General features: G+C 62.6%; 13 protein-coding genes. 6 read left to right on the plus strand and 7 right to left on the minus strand.

Annotated elements, in window-relative coordinates:
- Positions 1 to 191: 191 nt before the first annotated feature.
- Entirely contained in the window at positions 192 to 761 is a 570-nt protein-coding gene (locus P1U48_RS10110) for a DUF882 domain-containing protein (protein WP_301068856.1), read from the minus strand.
- Positions 762 to 1074: 313 nt separating this feature from the next.
- Here P1U48_RS10110 and P1U48_RS10115 point away from each other — a divergent pair, with 313 nt between their 5' ends.
- Genes P1U48_RS10115 through P1U48_RS10130 form a run of 4 tightly spaced genes read left to right on the plus strand, consistent with a single transcriptional unit; the run spans position 1075 to position 5305 of the window.
- Positions 1075 to 2682, plus strand: coding sequence for a L,D-transpeptidase family protein (locus P1U48_RS10115; RefSeq protein WP_301068857.1), 1608 nt, complete (start codon positions 1075 to 1077; stop codon positions 2680 to 2682).
- 31 nt (positions 2683 to 2713) lie between these two features.
- On the plus strand, positions 2714 to 3805 hold the full coding sequence (gene lpxD, locus P1U48_RS10120; RefSeq protein ID WP_301068858.1) for a UDP-3-O-(3-hydroxymyristoyl)glucosamine N-acyltransferase: 1092 nt from the start codon (positions 2714 to 2716) through the stop codon (positions 3803 to 3805).
- Between the two features lie 34 nt (positions 3806 to 3839).
- Positions 3840 to 4100, plus strand: a complete 261-nt coding sequence (locus tag P1U48_RS10125) for an acyl carrier protein (protein WP_301068859.1) — start codon at positions 3840 to 3842, stop codon at positions 4098 to 4100.
- Positions 4097 to 5305, plus strand: a complete 1209-nt coding sequence (locus P1U48_RS10130; protein WP_301068860.1) for a beta-ketoacyl-[acyl-carrier-protein] synthase family protein — start codon at positions 4097 to 4099, stop codon at positions 5303 to 5305. Before P1U48_RS10125 ends, P1U48_RS10130 begins: the two co-directional genes overlap by 4 nt.
- 107 nt (positions 5306 to 5412) lie before the next feature.
- Here P1U48_RS10130 and P1U48_RS10135 read toward each other — a convergent pair whose 3' ends face one another.
- Positions 5413 to 6012 (minus strand): invasion associated locus B family protein, encoded by a 600-nt coding sequence (locus P1U48_RS10135; RefSeq protein WP_301068861.1) that lies wholly within the window; start codon positions 6010 to 6012, stop codon positions 5413 to 5415.
- Positions 6013 to 6544: 532 nt separating this feature from the next.
- Here P1U48_RS10135 and P1U48_RS10140 point away from each other — a divergent pair.
- The gene (locus P1U48_RS10140; RefSeq protein WP_301068862.1) at positions 6545 to 8086 is read left to right on the plus strand and encodes a helicase HerA-like domain-containing protein; all 1542 of its coding nucleotides are present in this window, start codon (positions 6545 to 6547) and stop codon (positions 8084 to 8086) included.
- A 109-nt stretch (positions 8087 to 8195) separates the two neighbouring features.
- On the opposite strand, the gene ssb is transcribed toward P1U48_RS10140, so the two are convergent.
- Positions 8196 to 8726 carry a single-stranded DNA-binding protein gene (ssb, locus tag P1U48_RS10145; protein WP_301068863.1) on the minus strand — a complete coding sequence of 177 codons (531 nt, stop codon included), beginning with the start codon at positions 8724 to 8726 and terminating at the stop codon, positions 8196 to 8198.
- Positions 8727 to 8969: 243 nt separating this feature from the next.
- Between ssb and P1U48_RS10150 the strand changes: the two genes are divergently transcribed.
- On the plus strand, positions 8970 to 9575 hold the full coding sequence (locus tag P1U48_RS10150; protein WP_301068864.1) for a lytic transglycosylase domain-containing protein: 606 nt from the start codon (positions 8970 to 8972) through the stop codon (positions 9573 to 9575).
- A gap of 52 nt (positions 9576 to 9627) precedes the next feature.
- On the opposite strand, the gene P1U48_RS10155 is transcribed toward P1U48_RS10150, so the two are convergent.
- The 4 genes from P1U48_RS10155 to P1U48_RS10170 form a co-directional block, all read right to left on the minus strand.
- Positions 9628 to 11712 carry an ABC transporter ATP-binding protein gene (locus tag P1U48_RS10155; RefSeq protein ID WP_301068865.1) on the minus strand — a complete coding sequence of 695 codons (2085 nt, stop codon included), beginning with the start codon at positions 11710 to 11712 and terminating at the stop codon, positions 9628 to 9630.
- Positions 11713 to 11829: 117 nt separating this feature from the next.
- Complete coding sequence (locus P1U48_RS10160) at positions 11830 to 13275, minus strand: ABC transporter permease (protein WP_301068866.1); 1446 nt, start codon at positions 13273 to 13275, stop codon at positions 11830 to 11832.
- 12 nt (positions 13276 to 13287) lie between these two features.
- Positions 13288 to 14340, minus strand: a complete 1053-nt coding sequence (locus P1U48_RS10165) for an ABC transporter permease (protein WP_301068867.1) — start codon at positions 14338 to 14340, stop codon at positions 13288 to 13290.
- Positions 14341 to 14449: 109 nt separating this feature from the next.
- A complete protein-coding gene (locus tag P1U48_RS10170; RefSeq protein WP_301068868.1) occupies positions 14450 to 16093 on the minus strand; it encodes an ABC transporter substrate-binding protein in 1644 nt (547 codons plus the stop codon).
- Positions 16094 to 16310 lie beyond the last annotated feature (217 nt).

Genomic DNA, 16310 nt, shown 5'->3' on the forward strand with positions numbered 1-16310 from the left:
ATCAGAGGAGTGGGCGGCAGCGGAGTCGAAGAAACCGCGAGAACATTCGACGTTCGAATGTCCTCCAAAGCGTTTCATTGAGCGATCGGAGTTTTGCTGACTCACCGGGCCGTCAGACCTGGGAACGTCTTCTTATCCGGCCATGCGACTTGGGTCGGCTACCGGAGCTGGAGCGGCCACAAGGGCCTGCCTCAGCTGCCCCAGCTGCGCACCGGGCCGCAATCCATATGCACGAAATCCGAGCGCGAGTAGCGACCGACACCGCCGGCATGGCAGGCGGCGGCGGCATGGGCTATCTGCGGCACGGATCGGCTTTGCAGGCGCAGATCGGCGGCCTCGCCGCGCAGATGCCGCGAATTCTTGGCCACGCCCGAGGATCTGCGGCGCAGCATCGCGTTGGTTTCGGGTGAGCGATAGCCGGATATCAACATATAGGGTTCGGTCACATCCATCAGGTTGTGCGACGCCGCCATGATGTCGATGGTTCTGGTGTCGATGGTCTTGGTGGTGTTGGTGCGCCAGTCGCGCATGAAATAGGTGACTTCGTTGAGCGCCTCTGCGATATATTTGCCCTCGACCCAGTAGATCATGTCGATCTTTTCACCGGTTCGAACCGAATACATCTTGATCCGTCGAATGTCGCCGCCGCCGCGCAGGAAACCCGCCGCTTTGGAATATGTGGGGGCTGCCACAAGTGCCGTCGCTGCGAAGGCGCCTAATAGTGCCCGCCGCGACATGCCCGTCGTCATGATTTCAGTCATAAGATGCCTGTCCCGTAGCTTACCTGTTGCCGCGATGTTACACGGCTCTGCCTTGTCATCCCCACAAGTCACTAAAAGATGGCATATTTGCCGGGCATGACCAAGGCTAAGTTCCCCTGCATTGTCACCAACCTGTGATCTCGGCGACTTTTTGCTGATTGGGTCTGGAATTCCCCCATTTGGGGCGGCAGAGTCGTTGATATACATCAGCTAGCGGAAAGTTTTTCCGCGCCTCTCGGCAGGTCTTGGCCTGTTCGGGGGCCTGCGGCAATAAGGCGCTGCAGCCTTTTATCGAGATTGAACAGGGGAATTCATGCCCGCGCGCCCGCTCCACACCCTCCGCTTTACCGTTGCCGCGCTCTGCGCCACCGCCATGCTCAGCCTCGGCGCTCCCGCCCAGGCCCAGGTCACCGCCTTCAAACAGGCGGTCGCCGAAAGCATTGCCGGATCCGGCGCCGTGGCACGCTATTACCGCCAGCGCGATTTCGCGCCGATCTGGACCGGCGCCGATGACGCCGGACGGGCCCGGCGCAGCGCCCTGTTCGAGGCGTTTTCGCTGGCCGGGCTGCACAATCTGCCGACCAGCAAATTCGACAGCGCCGATCTGCGCGCCCGGATGGCGGCGGCAAAGACGCCCCGCGACATGGGCAAGCTGGATGTGGCGCTGACCCGGCTGTTCCTGGAATTCGGCCGTGATCTGCAAACCGGCATCCTGACCCCGTCAGAGGTGGTCAAGGATATTCATCGCGTGGTGCCGCTGCGCGATGCCTCGTTCTACCTCGACGGCATCACCTCGCCGGATCCGCGTGCCTTTGTTCGCGCGCTGGTGCCGGCAACCGGGGAATACACACGGCTGCTGAAAACCAAGCTCGATCTGCAAGGGCAGCTGGCGCATGGCGGCTGGGGCCCGGCGGTTCCGGCAAAATCGCTGAAACCGGGGGCTGAAGGGCGCGCGGTTGTGGCGCTGCGGAACCGGTTGATCGCGATGGGCTATCTCGCCGCCAATCCGCGGATGACCTATGACGGCGCAATGCAGGCGGCGGTGATGGAATTCCAGGCCGACCACGGGCTGGAACAGGACGGCGTCGCTGGCGCCGGGACGATGGACGAAATCAACGTTCCGATGGAGGATCGGCTGAAGTCGGTGATCGTCGCGATGGAGCGGGAACGCTGGTTGAACCGGCCGCGCGGGGATCGGCATGTGCTGGTCAACCTGGCCGATTTCCACGCCCGGATCGTCGATTTCGACCAGGTGACGTTCCAGACCCGTTCGGTGATCGGCCAGAACACCAATGGCCGCCGCAGCCCGGAATTCTCCGATGTCATGGAACATATGATCATCAACCCGACCTGGAACGTGCCGCGCTCGATCGCCACCAAGGAATATCTGCCGGCGTTGAAGCGCAATCCGTTTTCCAACAGCCATCTCAGGGTGATCAATTCGCGCGGTCAGGTTGTCGATCGTGGCTCGGTCGACTTTTCGAATTACTCCGAAAAGAACTTTCCCTTCGATCTGAAACAGCCGCCCTCGAACAGCAATGCGCTGGGGCTGGTCAAGTTCATGTTCCCGAACAAATACAACATCTACCTGCACGACACCCCGAGCAAGAGCCTGTTCGCCCGGGAAAGCCGCGCCTTCAGCCATGGCTGTATCCGGTTGGCCGATCCGTTCGACTTTGCCTATGCGCTGCTGGCGGTGCAGGAGGCGGACCCGGAGCCGTTCTTTCAGTCGATCCTGCGCACCAGGCGTGAAACTCTGGTGCCGCTGGAACAGCCGATCCAGGTGCATCTGATCTATCGCACCGCCGTGACCCAGGCCAAGGGACGGATCAATTTCCGCCGCGATGTCTATGGTCGCGACGCGGCGATCTGGGAGGCTCTGGCGCGGGCCGGGGTTTCGCTGAACTCGGTTCAGGGCTGACCTCCGCCGCCGATATGGGGTGCTGGCTGGCATGAGCCATTCAATCGCCGAGATCGCCGCCGCCCTGGGGGCCGAAGCTGTTGGTGATACCGCGCTGCGGATCAGCCGCGCGGCAGAGCCCGCGCTGGCCGGGCCACAAGACCTGGCGCTGGCACTGAAACCGGAATTTGCCGCCGGGTTGCTGCACTCCAATGCCCAGGCGGCGCTGATCGCTGCGGGGATGGACTGGCAGGCGCTGGGGCTGGCCGCCGCGATCATCGCGCCGCGCGGGCGGTTGGCGATGGCCGGGGTGACCCGCATGCTCGATCCCGGTCAGGGCTATGGCCCGGGCCGACATCCGAGCGCTGCAATTGCCGGATCCGCCCGGCTGGGGCGCGATGTGCAGATCGGTGCCTTTGCGGTGATCGGGGCGGCCACGGTGATCGGCGACGGCGCGGTGATCGGCCCCGGTTGTTACATCGGACCGGATGTCGAAATTGGCGCCAGGGCGCTGCTGCACGCTCAGGTGCGGATCGGTCGCAATGTGCGGATCGGCAGCGGCTTTATCGCCCAACCCGGCGTGACAATCGGTTTTGACGGCGCCTCTTACGTCACCGAAACCGCCTCGAATGCCGAACAGGCCCGCGCCAGCCTTGGCGAGGTCGCCGCGCCGCGGGTGCAGGCCTGGCAGCGCATTCATTCCCTGGGCAGCGTGGTGATCGGTGACGATGTCGAACTCGGCGCCAACACTTGCGTCGATGCGGGCAGCGTGCGCCCGACCCGGATCGGCAGCGGCACCAAGATCGACAACCTCTGCCACATCGCCCATAATGTGGTGATCGGCGAGCATTGCTTCTTCGCGGCGATGGTCGGGATTGCCGGATCGGCGGTGATCGGGACCCATGTGGTGCTGGGGGGGCAAGCCGGGGTCAGTGACAATGTCAGTGTCGGCGACAATGTGGTGGCGGCGGGCGGCACCGGTATCCTGTCGAATGTGCCGGCGGGCCGCGTGATGATGGGCTATCCGGCGGTACGGATGGCGGCCCATCTCGAAAGCTACAAGGCGCTGCGGCGTCTGCCCCGGTTGGCGCAACAGCTTGCAGAGATTAAGAATTTGGTTTTTAAGAATCCCGCGAACCACTAGACCCAGCGTTGAACACAGCAGAGAAAGAGCGAGCATGGACGTCAAGAGCACGGTGATTGCGATCATTGCCAAGCAGGCTGTTCGAAGCCCGGACGCGGTCTTGATGACGAATACTCTGGATGATCTCGGGATCGATTCCTTGGGGCTGGTGGAAAGCATCTTTTCGATCGAAGAGGAATTCGACATCCAAGTGCCGTTCAATGCCAACGATCCGGCGGACAGCGATTTCGACATTTCCAACGTCGGTTCGATCATCGCCGGGATTGAAAAGCTGGTGGCGGACCAAAACGCGTGAAACGGGTCGTTATTACCGGAGCCGGTACGGTCAACGCTCTCGGCCTGACGGTGCCCGAGACCTTTGAGGCGATGCGCGAAGGTCGGTGCGGCATTCGCGATCTGGTGTTTCGCGATGTCGAAAAGCTGTCGATCCGGATCGGTGGGCAGGTTCCCAATTATCCCGCCGAGGATGACTTCAGCCGCAAGGATACCGCGCTGTTCGATCGGTTTACCATGTTCACCATCCATGCCGCGAGAGAGGCGGTGGCCCAGTCCGGCCTGGTGTTCGATGGCGAGTTGGCGGAAAAATCGGGCGTAATTCTGGGCACGGCGGGCGGCGGCGCCACGACCTGGGACGACAGCTATTACGAGGTCTATCACCAGGATAAGAACCGGGTGCATCCCTTTGTCATCCCCAAGTTGATGCCAAGTGCCGCCGCCAGCCACGTCAGCATCGCCCATAGCCTTCAGGGGCCGAGCTTTACCGTCTCGACCGCCTGCGCCAGTTCCAATCATGCGATGTCCCAAGCGTTTCAGATGGTGCGTTCCGGGATGGCCCCGGTGATGCTGACGGGCGGGTCGGAAAGCATGCTCTGCTATGGCGGGGTCAAGTCCTGGGAAGGGCTGCGGGTGATGTCCAGGGACGGCTGCCGCCCGTTCAGCGCCAACCGCAACGGCATGGTCCAGGGCGAGGGCGCCGGGGTCTTTGTCTTTGAAGAGATGGAACACGCCAAACAGCGCGGTGCCGAGATTCTGGCCGAGGTGATCGGCTTTGCGATGTCATCCGATGCCAGCGATATCGTGATGCCGTCACAGCAGGGCGCGGTCCGGGCGATGACCGGCACCCTGCGCGATGCACGGATCAACCCCGAGGATGTCGGCTATATCAACGCCCATGGCACCGGCACCGCCGTCAATGACAAGACCGAATGCGCCGCGATTGCCGATGCCTTTGGCTCTCATGCCGACAAGCTGATGGTCTCTTCGACCAAGTCGATGCATGGGCATCTGATCGGCGGCACCGGAGCGGTTGAACTGCTGGCCTGTATCATGGCGCTGAAGGATGGGGTGGTGGCCCCGACCGTCGGCTATGACCAACCCGACCCGGATTGCCCGCTGGACGTGGTTCCCAATGTGGCGCGCGAGGCGCAGGTCGAGGTCGCGATGTCCAACGCCTTTTCCTTTGGTGGTCTGAACGCGGTGATCGCGCTGCGGCGGGCCTGAGCGCGGGCCAGGTTCGAGTTTCCAGCTTGTTCCGATGTGCAAACAGAAACGGCCGCCCAAACCGGGCGGCCGTCTGCGTTTCATCCGGGTCATCGCGCAGAGCGCGGTTACTGGCCCGGGGCGACCGTCGTCTTGTCATAGCCGTCGGTAAAGCCGATCAGCGACATGTTCAGCTTGACCTTCACGTCCGGCGCCGCAAAGGGCACGATGGTCAGCGAAGCCGTCTTGCCGCGCTTGAGCGAGGCGATATCGCTCTCGGTCAGGCCGATCCGGGCGAAACAGCCGATGGTCGAGCAGAAGGAAAAGCGATAGCGCTTGCCCTTGGAGCCATCAACACCCAGCAGCAGGTCTTCGATCAATGCGGTTTCCAGCGGCACCACGATGGTCGCCCCGGCCACCGCCTGGCCGCCCGGCGGCAGGCGGAACAGGCTGAATTCAGCGACGGGATTGCCGTCTTCATCCATGACCAGCTGGTAGAGCTGGCAGGGGTCTTCGCCTTCTTCGGCCTTGACGCATTGCAATTCCCAATCGCCGCTGGTCTCTTTGGTGTAGGGCTGGCCGACGTCGCTGTCGGCCGGGGTGCCCATCGCCAGACCGGAATCGGGTTTGGTTGCGTCGGTGGTTTCGGCGGGTTTGGTGGCTGTGTCCTGGGCCACGGCGGGGGCTGCCAGGGTCAGAGCGAGGAGGAGTGTCAGAATACGGGTCATGGAAATCCTGTCAGGTTCAAAGTGGCCAGCGCCACGGACGTCAACTGGCGGATTAACATGCCCGGTGCCGCTTGTCAGGCCCCGATGCGCGGGCAAATAGACACGCGCGATAACCTGCGCGTGTGAAACCGGCGCTGCCGTTGCGGGCAGGGCCGGAGCGGTGGCTTTGACAATCGCTGGGAATGGAGCGGGGTTGAAAATAGAAAAAGGGGCCAGGCGGCCCCTTTTCCATTTCTCCCTGCCGAACTGGCCGGCTTAGTCATTGACCCAGACGCTATGCGGTTTGGTTGATCGCGTCAACAGGCAAGATCGAGGGGGTTTACAGCGCGTTTACAAGGATCTCTGCGGTGAATCCGGCGAAAAAAGACCGCGCCCGAAAGCACGGCCAGTTTAACAGGGAGGAAGTCAGTCCGGGGCCAAAAAGGACATGAGGCCCCGGACCAATTCACTCTGGCATGTAATGATTAAGTTTCTATGTTCCGCCGCGCCGCGACGGGCTATGACAGAGGTTCGCCAATAGGGGGCAGAGCGCTTGGACGGAATGATTTTCATCGGTGGCGGCGGCGAAGACTACGCCGTCAAGCAGCAGATGCGGCTGAAATATGCCAACCGGCACGGTCTGATCGCGGGTGCCACTGGCACCGGCAAGACGGTGACGCTTCAGATCATGGCCGAAGAATTGTCTGCCGCCGGGGTCCCGGTGATCCTGTCTGACGTCAAGGGCGACCTGTCCGGCCTGGCGCAGGCGGGGAGCGCCGAGTTCAAGCTGCACGAGGCGTTTCACAAACGCGCCGGCACCATTGGTTTTGACGATTATGCCTATGCCGCCTTTCCGGTGATCTTCTGGGATCTGTTCGGCGAACAGGGCCACCCGATCCGCACCACGGTCAGTGAAATGGGGCCATTGCTGCTGTCGCGGCTGATGGATCTCAGCGATGCCCAGGAAGGGGTGATCAACATCGCCTTTCGGGTTGCCGACGAAGAGGGGCTGCCGCTGCTCGATCTCAAGGATTTGCAGGCGCTGCTGCTGTGGACCGGTCAAAACCGCGAACAGCTGAGCCTGCGCTACGGCAATATCTCGGTGGCCTCGATCGGGGCGATCCAGCGGGCGTTGCTGGTGCTGGAAAATCAGGGCGGCATCAATCTGTTCGGTGAACCGGCCTTGGATCTGTCGGACCTGATGCGCACCGACACTGACGGGCGCGGGGTGATCTCGATCCTGGCGGCGGACAAGCTGATGGGCTCGCCCCGGCTCTATGCCACCTTCCTGCTGTGGCTGCTGTCGGAACTGTTCGAGGAATTGCCCGAGGTGGGCGACCCCGACAAGCCGAGGCTGGTGTTCTTTTTCGACGAGGCGCACCTGCTGTTCGACGACGCGCCCAAGGCCTTGGTCGACAAGGTCGAACAGGTGGCGCGGCTGATCCGTTCCAAGGGGGTCGGGGTCTATTTCTGCACCCAGAACCCGGCGGATGTGCCCGAGGATGTGCTGGGCCAGCTGGGCAACCGGGTGCAGCACGCACTGCGCGCCTTCACCGCCAGGGACCGCAAGGAATTGCGGATGGCAGCGCAGACCTACCGCGACAACCCGCGCTTTTCGACCGAAGACGCGATCCGCGAGGTCGGCGTAGGCGAGGCGGTGACCTCATTCCTTGAGGATAAGGGCGCGCCCGGCGTGGTCGAACGCACGCTGATCCGCCCGCCTTCGTCAAAGCTGGGGCCGGTGGATGCTGCGGTGCGCAAGGCGGTGAGCCTGGCCTCGCCGGTGGCCGGGAAATACGACACATTGGTCGACCGGGTCTCGGCCTATGAGACGCTGAAAGCCCGGGCCGATGCCGCCGCAAAGGCCGCCGCGGCGGCAGAGGCGCGCGAAGAGGAAATGTCGACGGCAGAGCGGGAGTTTCAGGCCGGGCGGCGCTATTCCGGCAGCCGCGTCAGCCGCTCGACCTCACGCAAGACCCGCAAGGACGACAGCTTTGGCTCGGCGATCAGCACCGCAGTGATCAAGGAGTTGAAGGGCACCACCGGGCGGCGCATCGTGCGCGGCATTCTGGGCGGGTTGTTCAAGTCACGCTGAGCCGGTCAGAAGGCTGAAAGCCTGACGGTTTGAAAGCCCAAAACTGTCTGAAAGCAGAACGGCCCGCCAGATTGGCGGGCCGTTTGCGTCGTCCACCCCTGCGGGTCGATCAGAACGGAATCTCGTCGTCGAGGTCGCGCGACGCACCGCCGCCGCCACCCTGACCGCCGCCACCTTGGCCACCACCGCGATCATCATAGCCGCCCGAGGGCCCACCGCGATCTTCGTAACCGCCAGAGTCGCTCGAGCCGCCGCCATACCGACCACCGCCACTGCCGCCTTCACCGCCGCGACTGTCGAGCAGGGTCAGCTCACCGCGATAGGGGCGCAGCACCACCTCGGTGGAGTAGCGGTCCTGGCCGGATTGATCCTGCCACTTGCGGGTTTCCAGCTGGCCCTCGATATAGACCTTGGAACCTTTGCGCAGATATTGTTCGGCAATCTTGGCCAGCGGTTCGGAAAAGATCGCCACCGAATGCCATTCGGTGCGTTCGCGCCGTTCGCCGGTGTTGCGATCTTTCCAGTTCTCCGAGGTGGCGATGCGCAGGTTGCAGACCTTGCCGCCATTCTGAAACGACCGCACCTCGGGATCGCGCCCGAGATTTCCGACCAGGATGACTTTGTTAACCGATCCAGCCATGCGGCCCCCTTTGATTCCGTTCCGTTTGGTTCTGACGGTTACAACAGACCGCAAAGGAAAGGTAAAGATTTGCGAGAAACAAGGAAAAATCGGATGGGCATCGGTGTCCACGTCAGGGGCGGCGGCAGGCGACCCTGGCTGGCGAGCGACAGCCAGCGGCAATAAGCGGCTCATCAGGCAATATGGGGTGTCGCTGGCGCGCTTTCCCGCTAATATGTCGCCACGATGTGCAGCAAGGGTGGGATGATCTGTTTGCGGAAATCTCTGAACAGAGCGGCGGTCTCCATAACGCTCGGGCTGGCTTTGTGCAGCCCGGCTGCGGCTGACGTGTTTTCAACCAAATCGCGGGTCAAGCTGTTCCGCTCGCAGACCAAGATCCTCGATAACCGCGCCGCGTCGCAATACAACAACTCGGTCCGCCTGAAACCGCCCTCGGTGGTGACCCCGTCAAAATGGGACGAAGGCGCACCGTTTCGGGGCAAGTATACCGGCCCCTATCTGAGCCTGGCCAAGGACGCGGCGCGCAAGCATGGCGTGCCCGAGGATCTGTTCCTGAAGCTGGTGCAGCAGGAAAGCGGCTGGCGTGCCACTGCGAAATCACACAAGGGCGCCATCGGGCTGGCCCAGCTGATGCCGGCAACGGCCGAGCATCTGGGGGTCGATCCGCATGATCCCGAACAGAACCTCGAAGGCGGCGCCCGCTATCTGGCGCGCCAGTTCAAGGCTTTCGGCTCCTGGCGGCTGGCGCTGGCCGCCTATAACGCCGGGCCGGATGCGGTGCGCAAATATGGCGATGTGCCGCCCTATGAAGAAACCAGGAATTATGTGCGGGTGATCTGGGGCCAGTAAGGCCCCGATCCGAGTTCGCCAGGCTTTCCAGCCGGTTCCGCGCCGTTCCCGATTACTCCGCCGCGATCTTGATCACCGGTGTCATCTGCGCAAGGTCGTCGTCTGCCAGGTGGCATTTGATCTGGTGGCCGGCGAAATCGCGCATCGGCGGCACCTCAGTGTCGCAAAGATTTCCGGGAACCTTCGATTTCCAGCGGCACCGAGTCTGAAACGGGCAGCCCGGCGGCGGGTTCATCGCCGAGGGGATGTCGCCCTCCAGCACGATCCGTTCCTTTTCAACCGAGGTGTCGGCAATCGGCACCGCCGACAGCAGCGCCTCTGTATAGGGGTGGTAGGGCGGTGAGAACACCTCGTCGGTGGTGCCGAGCTCGACCACATGGCCGAGATACATCACCATCACCCGGTCAGAGAGATAGCGCACGATCGACAGGTCATGGCTGATGAACAGCAGCGTGGTCTTTTCCTCGCGCTGGATATCCATCAACAGATCGGTCACTGCCGCCTGCACCGACACATCCAGAGCCGAGACCGGCTCATCCGCCACCACGATCCGCGCGCCGCCAGCAAAGGCCCGGGCAATGCCGACCCGCTGTTTTTGCCCGCCGGACAGCTGCCGTGGCATCCGGTCGGCAAAGGCGCGGGGCAGCTTCACCAGATCCAGCAGGGTCAGCATCCGGTCGCGGCGTTCGCCGTCGCTGGACCCGTAGTTGAAGATTTCCAGCGCCCGGATGATCTGACGGCCCACGGTCATCGACGGGTTCAGCGTGTCAAAGGGGTTCTGGAACACCATCTGAATGTCGGCGACGGTCTGGGTGTCGCGGGATTCGATCGGCACGTCCTGGATCTCGCGACCGTCGAGGAGAATCTTGCCCTCGGTCGCGGTTTCCAAACCCATCAGCACCTTGGCAAAGGTGGATTTGCCGCAGCCGGATTCGCCGACGATGGCCAGGGTTTCACTTTCCCGCGCCTCGAAGGTCAGGGTCTCGTTGGCCTTGACCACCTTGTGACCCTTGGAACTGAACAGGGTGGAGGCAGAGACCTCGTAATATTTCTTTAGATTCTCGACCCGCAGCACCACCTTGCCGGGGCTGGATTTTTCATTGGTCACCGCCGCAACCAGCGGCGCGTCCCAGTCGATTTCCTGAAACTTCACGCAGCGCGAGGTATGTTCGTCATCGCCCGGAATCGGCGCCATGCTGATATGGCCGGAATCGCAGCGACCGGCCTCGAAATAATCGCAGCGCGGGCCGAAATTGCAGCCCTTGGGGCGCTCATGTGGCAGCGGGAAATTGCCGGGAATGGCAACCAGCGGGCGCGCGGTTTTGTCGGCGCCGGGCAGCGGGATCGAGCGGAACAGCGCCTGGGTATAGGGGTGGCGCATCTGTTCGAACACATCCTCGATCGAGCCGCGCTCCACCGCCTCGCCGGAATACATCACGCAGAGCCGGTCGCAGGTGTCCAGCACCAGCCCGAGGTTGTGGCTGATGAACAGCATCGAGGTGCCGTATTTCTCACCCAGCTCCTTGACCAGTTCGACAATCGACGCCTCGACGGTGACGTCGAGCGCGGTGGTCGGCTCATCCAGGATCAGCAATGACGGTTTCGACATCAAGGCCATGGCGATGACAATCCGCTGCTGCTGACCGCCGGAAAGCTGGTGCGGATAGGCATCGAGGATGCGCCTGGGATCGGGGAGCTTGACGTCGGTGACCACCTGCAAGGCGCGGGCGCGGGCCTCGGCCTCATCGACGCCCTCGTGAATCATCGGCACTTCCATCAGCTGCTTGCCGATCTTCATCGCCGGGTTCAGCGAGGCCATCGGTTCCTGATAGATCATCGCGATTTCATTGCCACGGATATGGCGCAGCTCGTCGGCGGACATCTCGCTCAGGTCGCGGCCCTTGAACTTGATCGTTCCGCCGGTGATTTGGCCGTTCTTGCCCAGATCCTGCATGATTCCCAGCGCCACGGTGGATTTACCACAGCCGGATTCGCCAACCAGCCCGACCGCTTCGCCGGGGTTCACGGTGACCGAGAAATCCATCACCGCCGGGATTTCGCGCAACCGGGTGAAGAAGGAGATCGACAGCTTGTCGATTTCCAGGATCGGGCCGTCATAGGCGGGTTTGTCAGCCATTCGCGGAGACTCCTGTGATCCGGGATGTTGGGGGCGCTGCCCCCGCCGCGGCGGCGCCGCGACTCCCCCGGAATATTTCTGGCAAGATGAAGCCGGGGCGGATTTGCAGAGCGCCGGTCAATCTTTCAAACTTTCTTCGCGCAGCCCATCGGCCATCAGGTTGAGGCCGAGGACCAGCGACAGCAGCGCCAGCGCGGGCACCATCGCCGCATGCGGGTAGATCGACAACAATTTGCGCCCGGCGTTGATCGTGGTCCCCCAGTCGGGGCTGTCCGGCGGCAGACCGAGGCCGAAGAAGCCGAGGGTGCCGAGCAGGATGGTGGTGTAGCCGATGCGCAGGCAGAAATCGACGATCAGCGGTCCGCGGGCATTCGGCAGGATTTCCCACAGCATGATATACCACGTGCCCTCGCCCCGGGTCTGGGCGGCGGCGACGTAGTCGCGGGTCTTGATGTCCATTACCAGCCCGCGCACGATGCGGAACACCGTCGGCGCATTGACGAAGACCACGGAGACAAAGACCACCAGAATGCCGCCGGGGATGTTGAAGAGGTCAAGCGCGGCAGGCAGGAAACTGACCGGGGTCTCCTGGTCTGAAACCAGCGAGACATAGAGCCAGCCCAGCGGCAGCAACACCAGCGCCAGGATCAGGCTGCGCTTGTTCGGGGTGGTGAAATAGCGCGAATTGATCAGCACCGTCAGGAACACCAGCGGGAACAGGAACAGCACCAGCGCCAGATAAGAGGGGATGCCGGTCTGCACGATTTCCGGAGTGACCAGCAGGTAGAACAGCAGGATCACCGGGAAGGCGAGGATCAGGTTGGCCAGGAACGACAGAAAGATGTCGAGGCGGCCGCCGACATAGCCGGCCGGCAGGCCCAGGGTGATCCCGACCATAAAGGCAAACAGCGTCGCCAGCGGCGCGATCCGCACCACCACGAAACTGCCCGCCACCATCCGCGAAAACACGTCACGGGCCAGGGTGTCACCGCCGAGCAGGTAATAGGGATAATCCTCAGGCTCGGCGCCACGCAGCGCGGTGCCGGGAAACTTGTTCTTCATTCCCGAGACGGCGGTGAGCGGGTCATGGGTGACGATCCAATCAAAGATGCCCACCGACAGGGCGGTGAAGACCCAGAACATCACCAGGCCAAAGCCGATCATGCCGATCGGGTTGTCAAACAGCTTGCCGTAAAGGCCAAGCTTGCGCTTGTAGGCGATCGAGACCGCATAGGTGACGATCAGGGCGATCCAGACCGGCAGGAACCGCGCCGACACCGCGCCGATGATGCCCTTGTTGTCGATGCCCGGCAGCAGACCGGTGGCGAGGTAGATCACCAGCAGGGCGATCAGCGCCCAGAGCGCCCAGAGCATGACCCGGCGGGTCCATTCGGCGGTGCCCGAGCGCGCGACCATGGTGCCATTGCCCTGCGGCACATGGCCGGTCGGCAACAGCGACATCACCATCGACGCCAGGGCCGACAGGATCAGCACCGCCGCAGTGGCCAGGAAGATCGGGTTGAGAACGGGGCCAAGCGCGCCGGTCCAGGTGAGCGGTTCCATCAGCGGGCCTCCTTATGTGATCCGAATGCGTGGGTTGAGGTAGACATAGCCGATGTCGGATATCAGCTGCGTCACCAGCACCACGATCACCGAGACCACCGAAATCCCCAGCAGCAGGTCGATGTCGTTATTGCCCGCCGCCTGCACCAGGCTCCAGCCGAAGCCCTTGTAGTTGAACAGGGTTTCGACGATCACCACGCCGTTCAGCAGCCAGGGGAATTGCAGCATGATCACCGTGAACGGGGCGATCAGCGCATTCCTCAGCGCGTGTTTCATCACGATATTGGGAAAGGTCACGCCTTTGAGCCGCGCGGTGCGGACATATTGCGCGGTCATCACCTCGGCCATGCTGGCGCGGGTCATCCGGGCGACATAACCGATGCCGTAGAGTGCGATGGTCAGCACCGGCAGAAAGAAATTCTCGAAAGTGGCATGGTCCATCGCCGAGGTGGCGGTGCCCTTGAACCATTTCAGCCCCACCGCCGATGAGGCAAAGATCGCGATCAGGATCACCCCGGAGACATATTCCGGCGTTGCCGTCGAGGCGATCGAGAAGGTCGAGAGCGACCGGTCGAGCCGCGAGCCTTCACGCATCCCGGCCAGCACCCCGATCACCAGCGCCGAGGGCACCATCAGCAGCATCACCCAGAACATCATCTTGCCGGTCAGCCCGAGGCGGATGGCGATGATCGTCGAGACATCTTCGCGGAACACCCGGCTGCTGCCCCATTCGCCCTGCAGGATGCCGCAGAAACGGGCTGCCGCCGCCACATCTCGGGAGCCTTTGGGGATACAACGCCCGGCCACCACCTGTCCGGCCTCGTCGGTGCGGGTCCAGCCTGGCCAGACCCCCAGCCATTCGCCATAACGGATCAGCGAGGGTTGATTAAAGCCGTTGTTTTTCAGCCAGTTGGAAACCTCCTGATCCGACATCCGGGCGTTGCCTTCGTATTTGGCAACCTTTTCGAGGTTCGGTTCCAGGTTGGTCAGCACGAACACGATAAAACTGAGGCACAGCGCCGTCAGAAGCATCGTCCCGGTCCGCTTCAGGAGGAAGAAGAGCATATCGCGTCCCTGTCAGGTTCCGGCGATCATCGGCCGTTTCGGCTCTGATTGTCTGACCGCCGTTGAAAATGCAGCGGGGCCGTGTTGACACGGCCCCGGCGCGTTTGGATCAGGCTTCGATCCACCACTTGTAGTGGTGCATCTCAAAGGTCGGATGCATCTCGGTGCCGTGCACATTGGCCTTGTAGTGACGGAACAGCGAGCGCCAGTAGGGCTGGATCACCACGCCTTCGTCGAGCATGATCTGCTCGATCTCGGCCATCACTTTCGAGCGTTTGCCGGCATCGGCAATCGACATCGCGGTGGCGAGCTTGGCGTCGAATTCCTCGTTGGCAAAGGCGCTTTCATTCCAGGAGGCGCCGGAGCGATAGGCTAGGGCCAGAACCTGCACACCCAGCGGGCGCATGTTCCACTCGGTCGCCGACCAGGGATAGACCAGCCAGTCGTTCCAATAGGTCGAGCCAGGCAGGATTTCCCGCTTCACCTGGATGCCGGCATCGCGGCACTGGGCGGCCACTGCGTCACAGGTGGCCGATTGCCATTCGTCGTCGATCGAGACCAGCTTGAATTCGGTCTCGGCGTGACCGGCTTCGGTCAGCAGCGCCATCGCCGCCGCCGGGTCGGTCGCCGGGGTGTCGATCTTGGCGTATTCCGGGTGGATCGGGCAGACGTGGAAGTTTTCCGCCTCGAGGCCAAGGCTGGAATAGCCCAGTTCGAGAACCACGGCGTTGTCCACCGCCAGTTGCAGCGCCTTGCGAACCCTGACGTCGGTAAAGGGCTCTTGCAGCTGGTTGAAGCGGACGCAGACCGTTGCCGCCGTCACCGCTTCGGATTTGGTCCAGCCGATGCTGTCCAGCACTTCGACGAATTCGCCGGTGGATTGATAGGTCATGTCGACCTCATCCGCATCCGCCGCCGCAACCCAGGCCGCCATGTCGGTGCCGAAGTCGATGAGTTCGATCCGGTCGAGATAGGCCTCGCCGCCCCACCAGTCATGTTTGGTGTTCTTGACCAGAACCTGTTTCACGCCGGGGCTGTTTTCCTCGGGCAGGAACGGGCCGGTGCCGATCGGGTTGTCCGCCGGATCCTCGCCATTATAGGACGGATGCATGACATGGGCGGGGTAATCCGCCATGCCGGGGATCAGGGTGATGTCGGGGGCCGCACAGGTCAGCTTGACCGTCGTGTCGTCGACCACCGTGACCGCACCGTCACGGACCTTGCCGGTGGCTTCGTCGATCAGGGTGGTCATCCGCGAGGCCATCGAATTGCCCTCGACGCCGCTTTCGCACCAGCGGTTGAAGTTGAACACCACGTCAGCGGCGGTGAACGGGTCGCCGTTGTTCCAGGTCACGCCCGGGCGCACCTTGAGCAGGTATTCGGTGGCGTCCTCGTTGACCTCCCAGCTTTCCAGCAGGCGGCCTTCAAAGGTGCCGTCGGAATTGTATTGCACCAGGTATTCCAGCCAGCCGCGGCTGAAGTTGGCCATCTGCGACCAATCGTAATTGCGCGGGTCTTTCAGCGCCTTGCATTCCATCTGCACGCGCAGGGTGCCTCCCATTTGCGGCTGCATGTGGCTGGCCGCCTCGGCCGGGCGATCCAGCCCGCCGAGCGCATAGATAGCCGGGGTTGCGACGCCGAGCGCCGAGGCGCGGGTGATGAATTCGCGGCGGCTGAGCTGGCCGGACTTGAATTCCTTGGCATACATCTGCGCCGCCGGATGAATCCGATCCTTGTTGTTCATTTGGGTCATCTTATTCTCCCTGTGATACACAAATTTGTATTGGACCGGTTGCGGACCATTATTCGTTGTCATCGGGTCGAGGCCTGCGATCCGGGTCGCGGCCTCAGCCCCTTCACGCCATCTCCGCATGGTTTGTTGCGGTGCGTCAACGTTTCCGATCAGCAGGGTAGAGCGCGAAAACGACATTGCCCACAGTCAAAAGCGACATTTTTTCAATCCCGGCGTG

It is taken from the genome of Pseudooceanicola sp. (assembly GCF_029213205.1).
Lineage (GTDB): Bacteria > Pseudomonadota > Alphaproteobacteria > Rhodobacterales > Rhodobacteraceae > Pseudooceanicola.